This is a genomic window from Burkholderia sp. AU44665, assembly GCF_030504405.1.
In the GTDB taxonomy this organism is placed as follows: domain Bacteria; phylum Pseudomonadota; class Gammaproteobacteria; order Burkholderiales; family Burkholderiaceae; genus Burkholderia; species Burkholderia semiarida.
The window spans coordinates 208356-230787 of sequence record NZ_JAUJRI010000004.1 but is presented as its reverse complement, the minus strand read 5'-3'; the positions used below and the strand labels follow the sequence as shown (position 1 = coordinate 230787).

Here is a 22432-nt window from a genome sequence, read left to right as displayed (position 1 = left end):
CGCGAATCAGTCGACCGTCGACGAGGCCGACGCGGGCGTGCGGTCACGCACGGCCGCCGCCGTATCGCACACGCGGATCGCCGCCCGCATGCCCGACAGCTTCAGTTCGGTTTCCTGATATTCGTTGGCCGGCTCGGAATCGGCGACGATGCCGCAGCCCGCGAACAGCCGGCACGCGCCGCCCGCGACCAGTGCCGAGCGCAGCGCGACGATGAAATCGCCGTTGCCGTGCGCATCGATCCAGCCGATCGGCGCCGCATACCAGCCGCGATCGAAGCCTTCGTGCGCACGGATGTGGTCGAGCGCCGGTGCGCGCGGATGGCCGGCGACCGCGGGCGTCGGGTGCAGCGCGGCGACGACCTGCAACAGCGACGCATCCGGATTCAGCGTCGCGCGGATCGGCGTGCTCAGGTGCTGCAGCTTCGGCAGCCGGTGCAGCGACGGTCGATCGGGCACGTCGAGCGCGCGCGACAGCGGCCCGAGCGCGGCGCGGATGGCGTCGACGACGAGCGCGTGTTCGAGCCGCTCCTTCGCCGAAGCCATCAGTGCGGCGCCGAGCGCACGATCGTCGTCGGGCGTGGCGCCGCGCCGGATCGTGCCGGCCAGCGCATGCGTGCGCACGTCGCCGGCCGCGACACGCGCGAGCCGTTCCGGCGTGGCGCCGACGAAGCACGCCCCTTCGCGACGGACCGCGAACAGGTGCGCATGCGCGTCGCGCCGCCGCAGCCGGCGCAGCAGCGGCGCGATCGCGACCGGCCGCGCGTACTGCTCGAGCACGTCGCGCGCGAGCACGACCTTGCCGAATGCGCCGTCGTGGATCGCGTCCACCGCGCGACGGACTTCGTGCTGCCATTCGCTCGCCTGCAGCGCCTGCGTGTGCAGCAGTTGCGGCGCCTCGTCCTCCGCGGCCGGCGCAAGGGCGCCGAGCGAGTCGATCCGTGCAAGACACGCATGCGCGAGCGCGGCCGGATCGTCGTGGGCGGAGACGACCTGCTGGCAGACGGCCCAGTGCGCATCGCCTTCGCGCACGATCAGCAGCTTCGCCAGCGTCATGCTCGCATCGGCAAACGGCGACCAGTGCGCGCTGCGCGGGCCCCGCGAATCGAACCGGAAGCCGCCGACGAGCCGCGGCGGCTGCGGGCCGGCCGTGACCGCGTCGCGCACGAGCGTGCGCCAGCGCGCGTCGATCTGCGCGAAGCGCGTGTCGCCGGCGGCGCTCAGTTCGACTGCGCAGTCCCAGCCGAACAGCGTGACGGACGCATCGCCGGCTTCGTGGAAGCACCACGGCGTGACGCCGTCGTCCCACGCGGCGATCAGGTCGAAGAAGTCGAGCGCGCGCAGCGGCACCGAGACCGACGCCAGCGTCGGCGTGCTGGTGGCGGCGGCGCGGCGGGCCGCCCGCGCGAACGTGTCGTGCAGCAGCGGAAGGCCGGCGGTCATGCGAGCCCCCGCTGTTGTCGCCAGTATTGGGTTTGCTGCGCGATGTACCACGCGATGAGCTGGGCGAACAGCGTCTCGACGTAGTCGGCGTCGAGGCCGGCCTGTTCGGCCCAGCGGCGCCGGTCGGGCAGCATCGCGGCCACCCGCTCCGGCGCGGCGATGCTCGCCTCGTCCGGCTTGAAGCGCGACGCGGCTTTTACGTACTGCATGCGCCGGCCGAGCGCGTCGATGATGTCGGCGTCCAGGCGATCGATCGCTTCGCGAATGTCGGGCAGCCCCGTGCAGGCGTCCGGTGTTTTCATGTGTACTCCTTTCCGTAACGAAGGGACTGGTCGATCCGTTCGACCAGATGGGCGATCACCGCCGGGTATTGGTGCCGCAGGTAGAAGTGGTCGCCGTCGAACGTCGCGACGCGGATCGGGCGCGTCGCGACGTCCTGCCACGCATGCGCCTCGTCGCTGTCGAGCTCGGTATCGGCGAGCGGCAGCATCACGCCGAGCGGCGCATCGATGCGCGGCGGACGCTCGCGCCGATACGTTTCGATCGCGCGGTAGTCGTCGCGGATCATCGGCAGGTAGATCGCGCGCATTTCCGGGTCGGCGAGCAGCGCGGCGTGCTCGCCGGACAGCCGGGCGACGTCGCCGATGAGCGCGTCGTCGGATTGCAGGTGCAGATCCGACGGGCGCTGGCGATGCGGCGGCGGCAGCGCGGAAACAGCCACGTAAAGCGGCGCGGCGCCGCGCGCCTCGAGCCGCACCGCGACCTCGTACGCGAGCGCGGCGCCGAGGCTGTGCCCGAACAGCACGAGCGGCGCGTGTGCATGGCGTTGCAGCGCGTCGGCGGCGGGGCCGGCGAGCGCGTCGATCGAGTGCAGGCACGGCTCGCCGAAGCGTTCCTCGCGGCCCGGATACTGCAGCGCGAGCAGATCGACGTCCCACGGCAGCGCCCGGCTCCAGCCGCGAAAGAAATTCGCGGTGCCGCCCGCGTGCGGAAAGCAGACGAGCTGCGCGCGCGGGCACGGCGACAGCCGCAACTCGCGAATCCAGTTCGACTCGGTCGGGCGCGCGCTCATGCGGCCGCCGCCTGCAACTGGCGGCGCAACAGGTCGCGCAGCGATTTCTTGCTGGTCTTGCCGATGCCGGTTTCCGGAAAGCGCGGCATGAATTCGATGCGATCGGGGATCTTGAAGGCCGCGAGCCCACAGTCGCGCAGGTAGCGTTTCAGCATCAGTCTGGACGGAGCAGGCGCGCGTGCGACGACGAACGCGCAGGTCCGCTCGCCGAGCATCGGGTCGGGCATCGCGACGACCGCCGCGTCGTGCACCTGCGGATGCGCGAGCAGCAGGTTCTCCACTTCCTCGGCCGAGACCTTCTCGCCGCCGCGGTTGATCTGATCCTTGTCGCGGCCTTCGACGACGAGGTCGCCGTCCGCGGTGCGCCGCACGCGGTCGCCGCTGCGGTAGAAGCCGTCGGCCGTGAACGCCGTCGCGTCGTGCTCCGCGAGCCGATAGTAGCCGCGGATCGTGTACGGGCCGCGTACCTGCAGTTCGCCGATTTCGCCGGGCGCGACCGGTGCGCCGGCTTCGTCGACGATGCGCACTTCGTCGCCTTCGGAGACGGGGCGGCCCTGCGTGCGCGCGATGCGCTCGGGCGTATCGTCGAGCCGCGTGCAGCAGATGAGCCCTTCGGCCATGCCGAACACCTGCTGCAATCGACAGCCGAGCACGGGCGTCACGCGTGCGGCCGCGTGGTCCATCAGCCGGGCGCCGCCGACCTGCAGCACGCGCAGGCTCGACAGGTCGGCCTGCCGTTGCGGCTGCTCGTCGAGCCACAGCAGCGCGAGCGGCGGCACGAGCGCGGTATGCGTGACGCGTTCCTGCGCGATCAGCGCGAAGCTCTGGTCGGGCTCGGGCCGGGAGGTCGTCACGACCCGGCCGCCCGCGAGCAGCGCGCCGATCGTGCCGGGGCAGCACAGCGTGAAGTTGTGCGCCATCGGCAGCGCGGCGAGGTAGACGGTGTCGGCATCGACACCGCTCGCGGCGCTGCACGCGCGCACGTTGTACAGGTACTCGCGATGGCGGCGCGGAATCAGCTTCGGCGTGCCGGTCGTGCCGCCCGACAACTGGAAGCACGCGATGTCGTCGGCGCGCGCCGCGCAGGCGTGCACGGGTGGCGCGTCGTACAGCGCGTCGAACGACGTGAATGCGTGATCGTCGCCGGCCATCACGACGTGCTCGAGCGTCGGGCAGTCGGCCTGCAAGGCGGCCGCCAGCGGCTGGCAGTCGAAATCGCCGAGTCGCGACGCGCCGAGGTAAGCACGCGCACTGGCGAAGCGGCAGAACGCGCCGATCTCGTAGTGACGGTGGGCCGGCAGCGCGAGCACCGGCCGCACGCCGAGCTGGAACAGCGCGAAGCAGGTCTCGATGAAGCGCGCGCCGTTCGGCAACTGGACGACGACCGCGTCGCCGCGCGTGAGGCCGAGCCGTGCGAGGCCGCCCGCGAGGCGGCGGATGCGCGCCAGCAGATCGCGATAGCGCAGGCGGCGCGCGCCGTCGACGATGGCGAGCGCGTCGGGATGGCGCCGCGCGCACGCGTCGAGCGCGTCGAAGAACGTCGTGTCCTGCCAGTAGCCGGCGTCGCGATAGCGGCGCGCGAAGTCGTCGGGCCAGTCGGGCGCGTCGGCCGGCACGGCCGCCGCCAGGGAGGAAGGGGAGGGTTGCATGCGCTGACCTTGGGTTCCGGCAAGTTGTCAGAAAATGTAAATGAGAGGTATTATCATTTGGAACGGGTGCTGCGATAGCGCCGTTTCTTTCGATATCGCGGCAATTTCGTTCGATCAGGCGCCGGTCGCGCGGCGCCCGGCCAATCCGGCCGGACAATCGGCCGGCTGCCGGTGCGTGCCGGTCCGCGCGTGCCGCCTAACCAACGGACCTCCGATGAGATCGACCTCCTTCGCTTCGTCACGACGTCACCCGCCGGTGCTCGTGCCCGGCAATCACCCGGGCGTGGTGCACATCGACGCGGGCATGAAACTCATGAGCGGCACGCTGTGCTCGGATAGCCGCGACTGGTACGAGGAGCCGCTCGAAAAAGGGCTGAAGCTCGTCCTCGTGCAGAGCGGGCAGTTGCGCTGCCGCGTGCCGGGCCAGCCCGAGCAATGCATCAAGGGGCCGGGCCTGTGCGTGATCGCCAACGACGGCGAATTCACGACGCACCAGATCTACGACCGCGACGTGCCGCTGCGCTACACGATCGTGCAGCTCGGCCTCGATGCGCTCGACCGCAACCTGAGCCTGCTGCCGGAGAAGCTGCTCGCGCCGACGGGCGGCGATCCGCGCATCGTCAGTTGCCCGGCGTCGAAGGCGCTGCAGGCGCTTGCCGTGCAGATCGCCACCTGTCCGTTCGAGGGGGCCGTGCGCGAGTACTACCTGAAGGCGAAGGCGTTCGAGCTGACCGCGCTGAGCGCGCAGTTGCTGGCCACGCAGCGGCAGTCCGCGCCGGCCGACGTGCGCGTCACGTCGTCGGATGTCGAGCGCGTGTACGCGGCGAGCGACATCCTGACGCGCGAGCTCCAGCATCCGCCGACGCTCGACGCGCTCGCGGCGCGCGTCGGGATGAATTCGCGCAAGCTGACGGCCGGTTTCCGCAAGGTGTTCGGCACGAGCGTGTACGCGTATCTGCAGGAATACCGGCTGCGGACCGCGCACGCGATGCTGTGCGCGGAGGATGCGAACGTATCGACCGTCGCGTACCGCGTCGGCTACAGCCCCGCGCATTTCTCGATCGCGTTCCGCAAGCGCTACGGCATTTCGCCGAGCGATATTCGCGTGTCGTCGAACGCGATCGACCACGAGGAACTGGCGGGCGCGGCGATCTAAAACAACTGACCGGCAGCCTAAAGGAATCGACCGGGCGCATGGGTGTTAATGAGATAGATTCTCATTCACAGGTGGCCGCCGCCGCGCGGAGCCGCCGCCGAACGACCCATACAAGGCGTGCCCATGAGCCAGACCGTTGTCGATTCCACGACCGACCATTCCGATCCTTCCTGTTGTTCTCCTACTGATTTTCGCGCGCGGCTCGTCGAGCTGATCGCCGAGCTGCTCGACGAATCCGTCGATGAAATCGCGTCGCTTGACGACGACGAGGACCTGCTGAGCTGCGGCCTCGATTCGATCCGGCTGATGTATCTGCAGACGCGCTTGAACCGGCTCGGCCATGCGCTGACGTTCGATGCGCTCGCGCGCACGCCGACGCTCGGCGCGTGGGCCGCGTTGTTCGCGAATGCGCCGCCTGTCGCTCGGGCCGCTCGCGCCGCTCGGGCGGAGGCCGTCGTCGCTGCCGAAGCGGTCGACGTGCACGCGCCGTTCGAGTTGTCCGCGGTGCAGCAGGCGTACTGGCTCGGCCGCGGCGACGGCGAAGTGCTCGGCAACGTGAGCTGTCACGCGTTTCTCGAATTCCGCAGCCGCGCGATCGATCCCGTTCGTCTCGACATCGCATGCCGGCGCGTGCGCGAGCGTCATCCGATGCTGCGCGCGCGTTTCGACGGCGGCCGCCAGCAGATCCTCGCCGAGTCGAATGCGCCGGTGTTCGCGCATGCGGACTGGCGCGACCGGACGGCGGCCGATGCGCAGGCCGAATGGGTGTCGCTGCGTGCGTTCCGGTCGCACGAATGCCTCGACGTCGAGCACGCGCAAGTGTTCATGATGGGACTCGTGCAGATGCCCGGCGGCGAGGATCGCGTGTGGCTCAGTGTCGATCTGCTCGCGGCCGACGTCGACAGCGTGCGGTTGCTGATGCAGGAGATCGGCGTCGCGTATGCCGAGCCGTCGGCGCTGCCCGCCGCGCCGTCGACGTGGTTCCCGGCCTGGCTCGCGCGTCGCGCGGCCGAAACGCGCGATGCACGCGCCGCGGCGCGCGACGCGTGGCAGGCGCGGCTCGCGACGTTGCCGGAAGGGCCCGCGCTGCCGCTCGCCCGTGCGCCGGAAACAATCCGCGCGCCGCGTTTCAGCCGCGTCGCGCATACGCTGAGCACGGACGAGCTCGCGCGCCTGCAGGCGCGCGCCGCGCAGCACGGCGTCACGCTGTCGTCGGTGTTCGGCGCGGCGTTCGCGGCCGTGCTCGCGCGCTGGAGCGGCCGGCAGGCATTCCTGCTGAACGTGCCGCTGTTCGACCGGCACGGCGATGCGCCCGACCTGGGCCGCGTGATCGCCGATTTCACGACGCTGTTGCTCGTCGAATGCGACGTGCGCGCCGATGCGAGCGCGGCCGATACGGTGCGTGCGTTTCAGCAGCGGCTGCACGGTGCGATCGCGCACGCCGCGTATCCGGCGCTCGACGTGCTGCGCGATGCGCGTCGGCAGGGCATGCCGCGCGGGGCGCCCGTCGTGTTCTCGTGCAACCTCGGCGACGAATCGTTCGTGCCCGACGCGTTCGCGCAGGTATTCGGCGATCTGCACGACATGATTTCGCAGACGCCGCAGGTATGGCTCGACCATCAGCTCTATCGCGTGCCGGGCGGCGCGCTGCTCGCGTGGGACAGCGTCGACGGCCTGTTCCCGGACGGGATGATCGACGCGATGTTCGGCGCGTATGTCGCGTTCGTGCAGGCGCTGTGCGATCGCGACTGGCGGTGGCCGATCGCGGTCGAGCTGCCGTCCGCGCAGCGGCGCGTGCGCGATACGCTCAACGCGTTGCCGGCCTGCGGCCGCGCGCGCACGCTGCATCACGATTTCTTCGCGCTGGCCGCGCGCGAGCCGGCCGCCGTGGCCCTGCGATGCGGCGACCGCGCGGTGACGCGCGGCGAACTGGCCGCGCAGGCGCTCGCGGTCGCGGGCGGGTTGCGGGCGGCCGGAATCGGGCACGGAGATGCCGTCGAGATCAGCCTGCCGCGCGGTCCCGCGCAGGTCGCGGCCGTGTTCGGCGTGCTGGCGGCCGGCGCGTGCTACGTGCCGCTCGACGTCGCGCAGCCGGTCGCGCGCAAGGCGCTGATCGAGCGCGCGGCAGGCGTGAAAGCGGCGATCGGCGACATCGCATGCGCGGACGGGCCGCTGCCGCATGTCGGCATCGCCGCGTTGCTGCGGCATGCGCCGCTGGCCGCGCCGCTCGCGGTCGCGCCGCAGGCGACGGCCTACGTGATCTACACGTCCGGTTCGACCGGCGTGCCGAAGGGCGTCGAGATGACGCACGCGGCGGCGATCAACACGATCGATGCGATCGACGCGCTGCTCGGCGTGAGCGCGGACGACCGGCTGCTCGCGGTGTCGGCGCTCGATTTCGATCTGTCGGTGTACGACCTGTTCGGCGCGCTCGGGGTGGGCGCCGAACTCGTGCTGCCGACGCAGGACGAAGCGCGCGATGCGGCGCGCTGGATCGAGCTGATCGCGCAGCACCGCGTGACGCTGTGGAACTCGGCGCCCGCGCTGCTGGAAATGGCGCTGGCCGTGCCGGCGGCGAGCGACGCGTGCCGGAGCGTGCGCGCGGCGCTGCTGTCCGGCGACTGGATCGCGCTCGACCTGCCGGCGCGGCTGCGCGAGCGCTGCGGCGATGCCTGTGCGTTCCACGCGCTCGGCGGCGCGACCGAGGCCGGCATCTGGTCCAACGTGCAGACGGTGCACGACGTGCCGCCGCACTGGCGTTCGATTCCGTACGGCCGGCCATTGCCGGGGCAGGCGTATCGCGTCGTGGATGCCGACGGGCGCGATGCGCCCGATTACGTGCCGGGCGAATTGCTGATCGGCGGCGACAGTCTCGCGCGCGGCTACCGGAACGATCCCGAGCTGACCGCGCAGCGCTTCGTGCAACACGCGTCGGGGCGCTGGTATCGCACCGGCGATCGCGGCCGCTACTGGCCGGACGGGACGCTCGAATTTCTCGGGCGCGAGGATCGGCAGGTGAAGGTGCGCGGGCACCGGATCGAACTCGGCGAGATCGAGGCGGCGTTGGCCGTGCATCCGCTGATCGACGGCGCGTGCGCGAGCGTCGTCCACGGCGAGGCCGCGCGCATCGTCGCGGCGTTCGTGCCCGCCGATCGCGCGGCAGCGGACACGGCGCCGTCATCGCTCGTCGAGGCCGGCATGGCCGATACGATGCCGGCGGAAGCGGCCGTCGCGCGTGCCGTCGCCGGCCGGCTGCTCGATGAGGGCGCGGGCCTGCCGCCGTCGCTGCGTGCGCACTGGCACGCAAACGGCGACGCATCGATGGCCATCGACGCGGCGCTCGATCGGCTCGACTGGCAGGCAACCGATCTCGACGAGCTGACGGCCGCGCTGCGCGCGCTCGCCGCCGAGCCGGATACCGCCGCGCAGCGCGTGCCGCTGGACCCGTGCGTGGCGCCGCTCGCGTTCGCGACGCGTTTGCCGGACGGCGCCCGCGCGTTGCGCGCGTTCGCCGCCGCGCTGGACGCGCAGGCCGCGGCACACGCAGGGGCATTGCGCGTCGCGGTGCTCGATGCGCGCGCGGGCCAGGCGCTCGATGCGGGGCTCGGCGTGCTCGACGATCCGCGTTTCGACGTGACGCTGTTCGACGTGTCGCCCGGCCTGCTGCACGACGCCCGGGCGCGCTTCACGCGAACGCTGCCCGCGTTGCAGACGATGCAGGACGGCTTGCTGCCCGCCCGTCATCTCGGCGCATTCGATTGCGTGATCAGTTTCGCGGCGGCGCACCTGCGCGACGATCCGCGCGACACGTTCCGGATCGCGGCCGCGCTGCTCGCGCGGGACGGCCGCCTGCTGCTCGCCGACGTGCTGCGCGATTCGCCGCTGCGCGAACTCGTCGCGGGCGTCGTGGGCGATGCGTCGCCGCCGCGGCCGTTCGCCCACGACGCGCTCGCGGCGGCCGCGCACGCATGCGGCTTTGCGGTCGATGCGCGGAGCTGGCGCTCGGCGGCGTTCGCGTGCATCGATGCGCGCCGGACCGGCGAGCCGATCGCGCAGGCGGCGCTGGCCGACTGGCTGCGCGACCGGTTGCCCGACGCGATGCGCCCCGATGCGCTGTGGTGGGCGCCGCGCTGGCCGCTGAACGCGAACGGCAAGATCGATCGCCGGGCGGTGGGGGACGCGCTCGCGCGCGCGCTCGGCGACGCACCGGCCGCGCACGACGCGTTCGTGCCGGCCGACGATCGGCACGCGACATTGCTCGCCTGCTGGGAGCAGGCGCTCGGCCGCGCGGCGAACGCGCGTGACGCGACGTTCTTCTCGCTCGGCGGCGACAGCCTGCTCGCGACACGGCTGCTCGCGCAACTGCGCGAGCGGCTCGGCGTGCGGATCGGGATGGCCGCGTTCTACCGGCAGCCGACGCTCGCCGGTCTCGCGGCGCAGCTCGACGCACTGACGCCTGCGGCGCCTGCCGATGGCGACGCATCGTTCGCGACGATCGAGGAGGGCGTGCTGTGAGCTTCGACGACGTGCTCGATCTCTGCCGCGAACGGCAGATCGAACTGTGGTGCGACGACGGCGGCCAGTTGCGCTATCGCGCGCCGGCCGGCGCGCTCGACGCGGATCTCGCCGCGCGCATCAAGGCCGAACGCGATGCGTTCGTCCGTTTCCTTCAGGGCGGCGCGTGGCGCAGCGATCCGGCGCGCCAGTACGAACGGTTCGCGCTGACGCCGGTACAGGCCGCGTACGTGCTCGGCCGGCACGAATCGTTCGACTTCGGCGGCAGCGCCTGCCATCTGTACGTCGAATACGACGAACCGAAGGATCTCGACTGCGTGCGTTTCGAAGCCGCGTGGAATGCGTGCGTCGCCCGCCATCCGATGCTGCGCGCGATCGTCGAGGACAACGCATGGCAGCGCGTGCTGCCCGACGTGCCGTGGCAGCCACTCACCGTGCACGACCTGCGCGACGCCGACGCGAACGCATTCGACGCCCACCTGAACCGCGTGCGCGAGCGCCTCGACCATGCGGTGCACGCGCTCGACCGCTGGCCGGTGCTGCAGCCGGAAGTGAGCGTCGGGCCGGACGGCGCGGTGCTGCACCTGTCCGTGGATTTCACGCTGATCGACTACGCGAGCCTGCAGTTGCTGCTCGCCGAATGGCGGCGTCGTTACGACGATCCGCAATGGCAACCGGCGCCGCTCGACGCGACGTTCCGCGACTATGTGATGCATGAAGTGCAGGCCGCGACGCGTGCCGACCATGCACGCGACAAGGCGTGGTGGCTTGCCCGGCTCGACGATCTGCCCGCACGTCCCGATCTGCCGATCGTGCCCGCGCTGCGCGCCGACGGGCGGCCGCGCTTCACGCATCGGCATGCGCGGCTCGATCGCGCGCAATGGGCCGCGCTGAGCAGCCATGCGAGCCGTTTCGGGCTGAGCGCGGCGAGCGTCGCGCTGGCCGCGTTCGCCGACGTCGTCGGCCGCTGGAGCCAGGCGCCGGCGTTCTGCCTGAACCTGACGGTGCTGAACCGTCCGCCCGTGCATCCGCGCATCGATGGGGTGCTCGGCGATTTCACCGCATTGAGCCTGCTCGCCGTCGACGCGACGCACGGGCGCGATTTCGTCGAGCGTGCCCGGGCGATCGGCGCGCGGATGTTCGACGATCTCGACCATCGCGCGTTCACCGGCGTCGACGTGATGCGCGAACTCGCGCGGCGGCGCGGCAAGGATGCGGCGCTGATGCCGGTGGTGTTCACGAGCGGGATCGGCAGCGTCGGGCGCCTGCTCGGCGAGCACGCGGCGCGCGCCGAACCGCCGCGCTACATGATCAGCCAGACGCCGCAGGTGTGGCTCGACTGCCAGGTGACCGACCAGTTCGGCGGGCTGGAAATCGGCTGGGACGTACGCGACGACCTGTTTCCGCACGGCATGCCGTCCGCGATGTTCGATGCGTATGTCGCGCTGTTGGGCCGGCTGGCCGACGATGCCGAATGGTGGTCGCGCGCGGGCGACATCGTATTGCTGTCCGCCGCGCCCGTCGCCGACGTGCATCCGGACGCCGATACGCATCTCGCGGCCGGGTTCGCCGCGCAGGCGCTGCGCACGCCGGATGCGCCGGTCGTGATCGATGCGCGGGGCGCACGCACGTACCGCGAGGTCGCGCAACATGCGGCGGCGCTGCGCGGCGCGCTCGAACGGGCCGGCGTCGGCGTGGGCGATACCGTCGCGGTGCTGATGCCGAAGTGCGCGCACCAGCTCGCGGCCGTGCTCGCGATCGTCCAGGCGGGCGCCGCGTACGTGCCGGTCGACAGCCGCCAGCCGGCGCTGCGGCAGCAGGCGATCCTGCGCAATGCGCGGGTGCGCGCGGTCGTCAGCGTGCAGGCACTCGCGTTCGAACACGATGGTTGCGTGCGCATCGATATCGATGCATTGCCGATCGATCCGCAATGGCCGCCGCGCGCCGCACGCGACGTCGCCCCCGATGCCTTGGCCTACGTGATCTACACGTCGGGCTCCACCGGCGAGCCGAAGGGCGTGATGCTGAGCCACGCGGCGGTGTGCAACACGCTCGCCGACATCAACGCGCGGCATGCGGTCGGCGTGGGCGACGTGGTGCTGGGCCTGGCCGAACTGAGCTTCGACTTGTCCGTGTACGACTTTTTCGGCGCGACCGCGCGCGGGGCGTGCGTCGTGCTGCCCGACCCGGCGCGCGGCAACGATCCGTCGCACTGGGCCGAGTTGATGGCGCGCCACCGCGTGACGCTGTGGAACTCGGTGCCCGCGCAAGGGCAGATGCTGATCGACTACCTCGAAGGCGAGCCGGCGCTCGACGTGCCGGGCCCGCGCCGCGTGCTGTGGTCGGGCGACTGGATTCCGGTGACGCTGCCGGCCCGCTGGTGGCGCCGCTGGCCCGACAGCGCGCTGTTCAGCCTCGGCGGCGCGACCGAGGCGTCGATCTGGTCGATCGAGCATCCGATCCGTCCGGACGACACACGGCTCGCGAGCATTCCGTACGGCCGCGCGCTGACCGGGCAGACGATGGAAGTGCTCGACGCACTTGGCCGGCCGTGTCCGCCCGGTGTGCGCGGGGAGATCCACATTGGCGGCGTCGGGCTCGCGACGGGCTATGCGAACGATCCCGTGCGCACGGCCGAACGGTTCATCCGTCATCCGGACGGGCGCCGGCTTTACCGCACCGGCGACCTCGGGCGCGTGCGGGCCGACGGCGCGCTCGAATTCCTCGGCCGGCAGGACGATCAGGTGAAGATCCGGGGCTACCGGATCGAGCTGGCCGAGATCGACGCGGCGCTGACCGCGCATCCGCTCGTCGGCGCGGCCGCGACGATCGTGCTCGGCGACGGCGCGGAGCGCCGGCTCGCGAGCTTCGTGTCGCTGCACGGCGCGGACGCGCCTCCGTCGGCGCAGGACGATGCGCTGCACGAGATCGCGACGCATGCGCGTGCGGCATTCGACACGGCACGCTGGCCCGCGCAGGCGGACGTGTCGCGTTCGGTCGGGCAACTCGAAACGGCGTGCGTGGCGTCGCTCGCCGCGTGGATCGTGCCGGCCGGCGGCCTGACGGCCGACGGCTCGACCGGCTTCGCGACGCTGTGCGAGCGGCTGCGTGTGCCGGCGGCACGACGGCATCTGCTGCGGCACTGGCTCGCGATGCTGGTCGCGCACGGCGTGCTGGATGCGGACGGCGAAGACGGCTGGCGCATGCGGCCCGATGCCGGCGTCGTCGACGCGCTCGCATGCTGGGATGCATTCGCGCAGCACGCATCGCCCGATCTGTGGCCGGCCGTCCTCGTCGATTATTTCCGCACCAGCGCGGGATGCCTCGATGCGCAGATCGACGGCAGCGTATCGCCGGCCGGCCTGATGTTCCCGGAAGGCACCGCGCATATCGCCGAAGCGATGTACAGCGACGGCGAGCACGCCCGCGCGCTGCATCGCGGGATGGCGCAGGCCGTGCGGGCGGTCGTCGCGCGCGAGCCTCGGCGCGCGTGGCGCATCCTCGAAATCGGCGCGGGCACGGCCGCCGCGACGCGGGCGGTCGTCGATGCGCTCGCGCCGCTCGTCGAAGCCGGCACGCGCATCGATTACTTGTTCAGCGACGTGTCGAGCTACTTCCTCGCGGCCGCGCGCGAGCGTTTCGCCGCGTATCCGTGGATGCGCTTCGTGCGCTTCGACATGAACGCGCGATGCGATGCGCAGGGCATCGCGCCGCATTCGGTCGACCTGACGATCAGCTCCGGCGCGCTGAACAATGCGCGCGACACGGTCGCGCTGATCGCCGGCTTGCGCGCGCTGTCGGCGCCTGACGCGTGGTGGGTGATCCAGGAGCTGACGGCCGAGCATCCGGAAATCAGCATCAGCCAGGCGCTGATGATGGAGACGCCGGACGACGCGCGGGCCGCATCCGCGCGGTTGTTCGTGCCGCACGCGCAGTGGCTCGAATGGCTGCAGGCCGAAACGGGCGATCGCGCGCTCGGTTGCGTCGCGCCCGGCACGCCGCTCGCCGCGCTCGGCTACGACATCCTGCTGGCGCATGTGAAGCGCGGCGCGGCGCGCCTCGCGCCGGATGCGCTGCTGGCGTTCGTGGCCGAGCGCGTGCCGGGCTACATGGTGCCGTCGCAACTGCGCGTGCTCGAACGTTTGCCGGTGACCGCGAACGGCAAGATCGACCGCCGCACGCTGGCCGGCATCGCCGACATCCGCGAACCGGCGCCGGCCGTGGCCGGACCGGCGCCCACACCGGCGGCCGATCCGCTGTTGGCGCGGCTGATCGGCCTGTGGGAAACCGTGCTCGATACGTGCAACGTCTCGCCGGATCAGGACTTCTTCGCCGCGGGCGGCGATTCGCTGCTGATCGCGCAGCTCGTGTCGCGGCTGCGCGGCGAGGAACCGCTCGCGCATGCGCATCCGTTCGACCGGCTGCTGCGCTGGGTGCTCGCGCAGCCGACGCCTGCCGCGTTCGCGCAATGCCTGCGCGACGCGAGCGCGCAGCCGGCGGGCGCGATGCCGACGGCCGCGCGCGCCGCCTCGCGCACGCCGCCTGCATCGGTGGTCGTCCATGCGCCGGCGCCGCGCGTGCGCGCGGCGGTGCGCCCGATTCCGCTCGCGCCGGGCGACGGCGTGTCGCGCGTGATCGTGCACGAAGGGCTCGGCACCGTGCATGCGTATCGTCCGGTGCTTCCCGCGCTCGCGCGGCTCGGCCCGGTGCTCGGCTTCGCGGTGCGCGACGCGCAGGACTACCTCGACCTGCCGGTGCGCCACCTGAACGCGACGCTGGGCCGGCGCTACGCGGAGGCGCTGTGGCGCAGCGGCGTGCGCGAGGTCGACGTGCTCGGCTATTGCTCGGGCGGGCTGGTCGCGCTCGAAATGGCGAAGTCGCTGGTGCAGCTCGGCGTCGCGGTGCGCACGCTCGACATCGTGTCGAGCTACCGGATTCCGTATCTGGTCGAGGACGAACGGCTCGTGCTGTTCAACTTCGCGGCGACGCTCGGGCTGCCGCTCGATGCGCTCGGCTTCCCGGAAACGTACGTGCTGGCCGACGCGCTCGCCGACGCGTTGAAGGCCGACCCCGCGCGGCTCGCGCCCGGCAGCCTGCAGGCGCAGCTCGAGATCTTCGGCGATTGCTGCGAGCCGGTCGATGCGCTGCGTCGCCGCGTGCTGCGCGGGGCGGCCGGCCTGTCGATGCAGGACGAACTCGCGCATCCGCTGCTCGACGAGCGCGAACGGCTTTACCGGCTCTTCATGCATTCGGTGCAGGCGTGCCACTGGGCCGGCGATGCGCCGTATGCGGGCGCGCTGCGGCTGTTCGTGCCGGAGCGCTGCAATCCGCTGATTCCGCAGCAGCGCGCGGCGCTCACCGATTACTGGACGGCGCAGGCGCTCGGCGGCATCACCGCCGTCGATATTCCCGGCGGTCATTTCGACTGCCTGAACGCCGCGTTCGTCGACACGCACCTGAAGGAGGCACGATGAAGGTCCATCCGCTGCCGGTCGTCGTGGCCGGCTCCCGTTTCGGCCAGTTCTATGCGGCGGGCCTCGCGGCGTCCGGTTCGTATCGCGTCGCCGGCATTCTCGGGCGGGGCAGCGCGCGCACCGCGGCGTTGGCCGCGCGCGTCGGCGCGCCGGTGTTCGACCGCGTCGAAGCGCTGCCCGACGACGTGCGCGTCGCCTGCGTCGCCGTCGGCGGCGCGGCGCGTGGCGAGCAAGGCGCCGCGCTCGCGTGCCGGCTGCTCGAACGCGGGATCGACGTCGTGATCGAGCATCCGCTGCTGCCCGACGAATGGGACGGCGTGCTGCGCACCGCGTCGCGCCTGGGCCGCCGCTGCCTGCTCAACAGCTTCTATCCGAACCTGCCGGCCGTCGCGCGCTTCATCGCGGTCGCGCGACGGCTGCGCGAGACGAGCGCGCCCGTGCATGCGGATGTGGCGTGCTCGGTGCAGGCGAGCTACGCGGCGCTCGACGTGCTCGCGGCCGCGTTGCAGGGTGTCGGGCCGTGGTCGGTCGAACCGATCGGGCCGGCGCTGTCGTCGATGCGCGAATGCGCGATGGTGCTCGCCGAAACGCCGGTGTCGCTGCGCGTGCACAACGAAATGGCGGCGGCCGACGACGGCCGGATGAGCCTGTTGTTCAGCATCACGCTGACGACCGACGCCGGCACCTGGACGCTCGCGTCGCCGCACGGCCCGCTGTGGTGGGCGCCCGCGCTGCGCGAGCCGGCGACCGACGAGGACGGCCTCTTTCCGATCTTCGGCGAGCCGGCCGGCGACACCATGCCCAGCATCCACATCTGCGACGACGCGCGGGACACGTGGGGCGAGATTCACGCGCGAAGCTGGCCGCAGGCCGCCGTGCGTGCGGTCGACCGGCTCGTGTCCGGCGAAGGGCTGGATGCGTGCAACCAGCGCGGCATCGACGTGGCGCGCGTCTGGCAGCAGTTGACCGCGCAACTCGGTTTTCCGGAGCAGCCGCCGGGCGATGCGCGCGCCGCGACGCTCGGCATGCTGCTGGAGCGTGCCGCATGAACGGGCCGCTGCTTTCGATGTTGCGGCCGTTCGCGGCGCCGCTCGTCGCCGCGGTGGCGTTGCAGGCGCTGGCCGGCATCGCGTCGCTGGTGCCGTGGCTCGCGCTCGCGCAGCTCGCCGACGCATGGCGCGTCGCGACACGGCTCGACGCGGCCGGGCGCGTGTGGCTCGTCGCCGCCGTGGCGGCCGGCGCGTGCTGGCTGGGCGGCCAGACGGTCGCGCTGCACCTGACGCACCGCGTCGACGCCGATCTCGGCGACCGTCTGCGCAAGCGCCTCGCCGATCATCTGCAACGTTTGCCGCTGGGCTGGTTCGCGCGCGCGGGCAGCGACCGCGTCGCGCGCCACGTCGATCAGGACGTGCGCGCGCTGCATCAGCTCGTCGCGCATGCGCCGGCCGATCTCACGCAGCTCGTCGTCGTGCCGTGCGCGGCGTTCGCGTGCCTGCTTTACCTGAATCCCGTGCTGCTCGCGTTCGCGCTCGCGCCGCTCGCCGCCGGTGCGGCGCTGTTCCGCTGGATGCGTTCGGCGCGATTCGCGCCGGCCTTCGCGGCGCGCAACGCGGCGCTCGAACGATTGATGGGCGACTACGCGCAGCTCGCGCAGAATCCGGCGCTCGTGCGGCAGTATCCGGGCACCGGCATCGAGGCGGCCGCGCTGGCGTCGGCCGGGCATTTCTCGCACGCGTTCTCGGCGTGGGTCGGCCGCATCGGCGGGCTCGGCGCCTGCACGCAGGTGCTGCTCGGCACGCCGTTCCTGCTTGCGTGGGTCGTGTTCGGCGCGACGTGGCTGACGGCCGGGCAGTTGCCGGTCGGCACGCTGTGCGCGTTCGCGCTGCTGGTCTGGGCCATCGCGGCGCCGGTGCGCGCGCTCGGTCATGGCGCCGATGCGTTGCGCGAGGCGCGCGCGGCCGCCGCGCGGCTCGACGCGTTGCTCGCGCAGCCGGGCCTGCAGGAACCCGCCGACAGCGCGGCGCAGGTGCCGCGCGATGCGTCGATCGAACTGCGCGGCGTGCAGGTCGACATCGACGGCGAGCCGATCCTGCACGACATCGATGCGACGATCGCGGCCGGCACGACCACGGCGATCGTCGGGCCGTCGGGCGCGGGCAAGAGCACGCTGCTGATGCTGCTCGCGCGCTTCATGGATCCGGATCGCGGCACGGTGCGGCTCGGCGGCGCCGATCTGCGGCGGCTCACATCGCAGACGCGCCGCGAACAGGTTGCGATGGTGTTCCAGCAAGCGACGGCGCTCGACGATGTGTCGATTGCCGCGAACATCGCGCTGTACCGGCCCGATGCCGATCGCGACGCGATTCGCGCCGCCGCGCGCGCGGCCTGTCTCGACGCGCGCATCGACGCATTGCCGGGCGGCTACGACTGCGTGTGCGGGCGCGACGTGCGCCTGTCCGGCGGCGAACTGCAGCGGCTGTCGATCGCGCGTGCGCTGCTGTCGCGCGCGCCGTTGCTGCTGCTCGACGAACCGGCGTCGGCGCTCGATCCGCAAACCGGGCGCGCGTTGCGCAACGCGCTGCGCGCCGACACGCGCACGCGCGTGATCGTCAGCCACGATCTCGATGCGATCCGGCACGCGGACCAGATTCTCGTGATGGAACGCGGCCGCATCGTCGAACGCGGTACGCATGCGGCGCTGCTCGCCGCGCACGGGCTGTATGCGCGGCTCTGGCGCGAACGCGGCGCCGCAGGCGGGGAGGCCGCACGATGATGCAGTCGCTCGAACGTTTGCAATGCCTGCCGCGCGACACGCGCCGCGCGCTGTGGCGCGGCGTGGCCTGGGCGCTGGCCGCCGCGTTGCTCGACGGCGCGTGCGGGCTGCTGCTCGTGCCGCTGATCCGCGCGTGGTTTGCCGGCGCGCAGGCGGCCGCGCTGCACTGGACGGCCGTGCTCGGCGCGCTGACGCTGTGCCATGCGCTCGTGCTGTACGTCGCGCAGCTTCGCGGCTATCGCGCGGGCGGCGCGCTGGCCGTCGGCCTCGTCGAACGCCTCGTGCGGCACCTGCCGCGCGTCGCGTCGTGGCAGACCGTGCGCCACAGTCATCCGGCCGGGTTGTTGCGCGGGCCGGTGATGCAGGCGATGGGGATTCCCGCGCATCTGCTCGGGCCGTTGATCGGCGCGGTCGTCACGCCGCTTGCGGTGGTCGCGGGGCTCGCGTGGATCGACTGGCGCATCGCGTTGTGCCTCGGGGCGGCGGCCGGGCTGCTGTTCGCGCTGCTGGAGCGTGGCGGCGCCCGCACGCTCGCGTTCGAACAAGCGCGCGCCGCCGGCGATCGCGACATGGCCGTGCAGCTTCAGACCTTCGCCGCGCATCAGGGATTGCTGCGCTTCGCGGGCCGGGACGGCGACGCGCGCGCGGCGCTGCAGCGCGCGTTCGACGAACGGCATCGCCGCACGCGCGCGCTGATGCGGCGCTCGCTGCCGATCGAACTCGGCTTCGCGGGCGCGGTGCAGGGCGTATTCGTCGCGATGCTGATCGGCGGCGCGTGGGCCGTCGCGGCCGGCCGGCTCGACGCGGCGACGGCCGTGGCGGTGCTCGTGCTGCTCGTGCGCTTCATCGAGCCGCTCGCGCAGCTCACGCAGCTCGACCAGGCATTGCGCGGCGGCTGGCGCGCGCTCGACACCGTGCTCGCGGTGCTGCATGCACCGCGTTTCGACAGCCCTGAGCGCGGCACGCCGGTACACGATGCGAGCGTCGATGCGGTGCGTGTCGGCTATCGGTCGGCCGGCGGCGCGACGCTGCTCGACGGGATCGACCTGCATTGTCCGGCGGGCGGCTTCGTCGCGATCGTCGGCCCCACGGGCGCGGGCAAGAGCACGCTGCTCGGCCTGCTCGCGCGGCTCGACGATCCGTGCGCCGGGCGCGTGCTGCTCGGCCGTTCGGACGTGCGGCACCTGAGCGAGGCGACGCTCGCCGCGACGCGCAACCTCGTGTTCCAGGACAACGGGCTGTTTCGCGGCAGCCTCGCATGGAACGTGCGGATGGGGCGGCCGGACGCGACCGATGCGCAGCTGCGCGCCGCGCTGGACGCGGTCGGCCTGCTGCGCGACGCCGAGCGCCTGCCGGACGGCCTCGACACCGACGTGGGGCCGGGCGGCCAGTTGCTGTCGGGCGGGCAGCGCCAGCGGGCGTGCCTCGCGCGGGCGCTGCTCGCGCGGGCGCCGGTGCTGATGTTCGACGAGCCGACCGCGAGCCTCGACGAACTGAGCGCGCGGCGCGTGCGCGACAGTCTCGTCGCGCTGCGCGGGCAGCGCACGCGCATCGTCGTCACGCACCAGCCGGCGCTCGCGGCGGCCGCCGACACGATCGTCGTGCTCGACGCGGGCCGCATCCGGGCGACCGGCACGCATGCGCAACTGATCGAGACCGATGCGTGGTACGCGTCGTTCGCCCGCGCTGGCCAGCCGCCCGACGGGGCGCCGCCCGCCGGCCGGGGCGAGGAAACCCGTCCGGCCGAATCCGAACAGTGACGTGAACAATGCGGGCCGCCGTGCCCGGAATCGATAGGAAAAGCCCCTCGATCGAAAAATCGCCTGCCGGTTCTATTTGATAATGAGAATGATTATCAAATACGGGGGCGTGAATGCGGTACGAGGTACGGGAACCTGGGAGATCGATGATGAAGGGCGCGCGCGTCGCCCGTTTCGGGCGCTGGCGCCCGTCGCTGTATCTCGGCCTGCTGATCGCCGCGCACCCGGCGGCCGCGTTCGCCGATGCGGCGCCGGCGGGCGGCGCGGAAGTCCGCAAGGAAGAGGCGGGCGCCGCGCAGCCTGCCGCAGGCGAGCTGAAGGCGATTGCGGTAAACGCATCGCGGGGCGTGGCCGACGATCCGTCGGTGGCGACGGTCGGCAAGATGCCGCTTGCGCTGCGCGAGATTCCGCAGTCGGTCAGCGTGACGACGCGCGAGCGGATCGACCAGCAGAACCTGTTCTCGCTCGACGAGGTGATGCAGCAGTCGGCCGGCGTGACCGTTCAGCCTTACGTGCTGCTCACCACTGCATACTTCGTGCGCGGCTTCAAGGTCGATTCGTTCGAATTCGACGGCGTGCCGGTCGTGATCGGCGACATGGCGAGCGCGCCGCAGGACATCTCGGTGTACGAGCGCGTGGAAATCCTGCGCGGCGCGAACGGGCTGCTGCACGGCTCGGGCAATCCGGCCGCGACCGTCAACCTCGTGCGCAAGCGTCCGCAATACCAGTTCTCCGCGCATGCGACCGCGAGCGTCGGCAGTTGGGACCGCTATCGCGCGGAAGCGGACATCGGCGGCCCGCTCAATGCGGCCGGCACCGTGCGCAGCCGGCTCGTCGCCGCGTACGAGGATCGCCACTTCTTCTACGACCATGCGAAGCAGGACACGCGTTCGATCTACGGCGTCACCGAAGTCGACGTGACGCGCGACACGCTGCTCACGTTCGGCGCGCAGTACCAGACGACGTCGTCGGTGCCCGACATGTCCGGCGTGCCGATGGCGCGCGACGGGTCGAGCCTCGGCCTGTCGCGCTCGACGTTCCTCGACACCGCGTGGGGCCGCTTCAACTGGGACACGACGCGCGCGTTCGCGTCGGTCGAACAGAAGCTCGGCGCCGGCTGGAAGGCGAAGGTCAGCGGCGAATACCAGAGCGTGCGCTCCGACCTGAAGTACGCGGGTTCGTTCGGCGCGATCGATCCGGCGACGGGCGCCGGCGGCCGGCTGACGGGCAGCGCGTACCAGTTCAGCAGCTACAGCCGCAGCGTCGATGCGAACGTGCAGGGCCCCGTGCATGCGTTCGGGCTCACGCACGACCTGCTGTTCGGCATCACGTATGCGAACAGCAGCAGCGGGCAGATGACGGCGCCGCTGCTCGGCAACGTGGCCGGCACGCCGGTGAACGTGTACCGCTGGAACCCGAGCAGCGTGCCCGAGCCCGGCATCGGGCCGTACCAGCAGTCGCAGCAGAACGACATTTCGCAGAAGGGCGTCTACGGGCTCGGCCGCATCAAGCTCGCGGAACCGGTGACGCTCGTGCTCGGCGGCCGGATGAGCTGGTGGAACCAGGACAGTCTCGGCGCGCACTACAACACCGGCCACCAGTTCACGCCGTACGGCGGGCTGATCTGGGATTTCGCGCGCGACTGGTCGTGGTACGCGAGCTATGCGGAGGTGTTTCAGCCGCAGACCAAGTCGATGTGGGGCGGCGGCATCCTGACGCCGGTGAAGGGGCGCACCTATGAAACCGGCGTGAAGGGCGAACTGGCGGGCGGCAAGCTCGACGTGTCGCTCGCGGCGTTCCGCATCGATCTGGACAACAACCCGCAGGTCGATCTCGCGCATCCGTGCGCGGGGCCGAGCTGCTATTACGTGAACGGCGGCAGCGTGCGCAGCCAGGGCTTCGAATTCGAGGCGAACGGCCGCATCACGCCGTGGTGGAGCGTATGGGCGAGCTACACGTACGACACGATGCGCTATGCGGACAACTTCGCGAACGCGGGCACGTTCGCGCCGCTGCTGAACCCGCGCCACCTGTTCCGGCTGTGGACCAACTACGACCTGCCTTGGCAGGAGCGGCGCTGGAGCATCGGCGGCGGCGTGCAGGTGCAGAGCAGTTATTCGGCGCAGGCGAACGGCGTCACGATGCGCCAGGGCGGCTACGCGCTCGCGAGCGTGCGGCTCGGCTACCGCTACGACAAGCACTGGAGCGCCGCGCTCAACGTCAACAACCTGTTCGACCGGAACTACTACCTGAGCCTGAGCCAGCCGGGCTGGAACAACCGTTACGGGGAGCCGCGCAACGTGATGCTGACCGTGCGCGGCCAATTCTGATGGCGTCCGGCTGGGGCGCGCGGGCGGCGATCGCGATCGGCGGCGTGCTGCCGGGTGCGGCCGCGCTCGCGGTGACGCTGGCCCGTCATTACCCCGGCGACGGCCTGAACCGGCTCTATGCGGCCGTGTTGATGACGTTCGTGGCGAGCGTCGCCGCGCTGCTGTGGGTGCTCGTCGCTCCCGGCTGGCGGCAGGCCGCGTGGCGTGCGGGTGCGTGGCTCGCGGTGCTCGTGCCGTGCGCGGTGATCTGGGGAGGGCGCTGA

The 22432-nt window shown here is 71.8% G+C and carries 12 protein-coding genes; 8 read left to right on the top strand and 4 right to left on the bottom strand.

Annotated features, from left to right (window positions below):
- Positions 1-6: 6 nt before the first annotated feature.
- From QZM15_RS11940 to QZM15_RS11925, 4 genes are read right to left on the bottom strand one after another with little or no spacing between them, the layout of a single operon-like run.
- The gene (locus QZM15_RS11940) at positions 7-1440 is read right to left on the bottom strand and encodes an isochorismate synthase (RefSeq protein ID WP_302106449.1); all 1434 of its coding nucleotides are present in this window, start codon (positions 1438-1440) and stop codon (positions 7-9) included.
- Entirely contained in the window at positions 1437-1742 is a 306-nt protein-coding gene (locus QZM15_RS11935; RefSeq protein ID WP_006484772.1) for an isochorismate lyase, read from the bottom strand. The genes QZM15_RS11940 and QZM15_RS11935 overlap by 4 nt, the downstream gene beginning before the upstream one ends.
- Positions 1739-2512 (bottom strand): thioesterase II family protein, encoded by a 774-nt coding sequence (locus QZM15_RS11930; protein WP_059584469.1) that lies wholly within the window; start codon positions 2510-2512, stop codon positions 1739-1741. Before QZM15_RS11930 ends, QZM15_RS11935 begins: the two co-directional genes overlap by 4 nt.
- Positions 2509-4161, bottom strand: a complete 1653-nt coding sequence (locus tag QZM15_RS11925) for a (2,3-dihydroxybenzoyl)adenylate synthase (protein WP_302106448.1) — start codon at positions 4159-4161, stop codon at positions 2509-2511. The genes QZM15_RS11930 and QZM15_RS11925 overlap by 4 nt, the downstream gene beginning before the upstream one ends.
- A 214-nt stretch (positions 4162-4375) precedes the next feature.
- On the opposite strand from QZM15_RS11925, the gene QZM15_RS11920 reads away from it, so the two are divergent.
- From QZM15_RS11920 to QZM15_RS11885, 8 genes are all read left to right on the top strand, one after another.
- A complete protein-coding gene (locus QZM15_RS11920) occupies positions 4376-5317 on the top strand; it encodes a helix-turn-helix transcriptional regulator (protein WP_059584474.1) in 942 nt (313 codons plus the stop codon).
- 123 nt (positions 5318-5440) lie between these two features.
- Positions 5441-9832 (top strand): amino acid adenylation domain-containing protein, encoded by a 4392-nt coding sequence (locus QZM15_RS11915; RefSeq protein WP_302106447.1) that lies wholly within the window; start codon positions 5441-5443, stop codon positions 9830-9832.
- Positions 9829-15306, top strand: coding sequence for a non-ribosomal peptide synthetase (locus QZM15_RS11910; protein ID WP_302106446.1), 5478 nt, complete (start codon positions 9829-9831; stop codon positions 15304-15306). Before QZM15_RS11915 ends, QZM15_RS11910 begins: the two co-directional genes overlap by 4 nt.
- Entirely contained in the window at positions 15303-16355 is a 1053-nt protein-coding gene (locus QZM15_RS11905) for a Gfo/Idh/MocA family oxidoreductase (RefSeq protein ID WP_302106445.1), read from the top strand. The genes QZM15_RS11910 and QZM15_RS11905 overlap by 4 nt, the downstream gene beginning before the upstream one ends.
- Positions 16352-18079, top strand: coding sequence for an ABC transporter ATP-binding protein (locus QZM15_RS11900; protein WP_302106444.1), 1728 nt, complete (start codon positions 16352-16354; stop codon positions 18077-18079). The genes QZM15_RS11905 and QZM15_RS11900 overlap by 4 nt, the downstream gene beginning before the upstream one ends.
- On the top strand, positions 18076-19839 hold the full coding sequence (locus QZM15_RS11895; protein WP_302106443.1) for an ABC transporter ATP-binding protein: 1764 nt from the start codon (positions 18076-18078) through the stop codon (positions 19837-19839). Before QZM15_RS11900 ends, QZM15_RS11895 begins: the two co-directional genes overlap by 4 nt.
- A gap of 113 nt (positions 19840-19952) precedes the next feature.
- Complete coding sequence (locus QZM15_RS11890) at positions 19953-22169, top strand: TonB-dependent siderophore receptor (RefSeq protein WP_302106442.1); 2217 nt, start codon at positions 19953-19955, stop codon at positions 22167-22169.
- Entirely contained in the window at positions 22169-22432 is a 264-nt protein-coding gene (locus QZM15_RS11885) for a hypothetical protein (RefSeq protein WP_059584486.1), read from the top strand. Before QZM15_RS11890 ends, QZM15_RS11885 begins: the two co-directional genes overlap by 1 nt.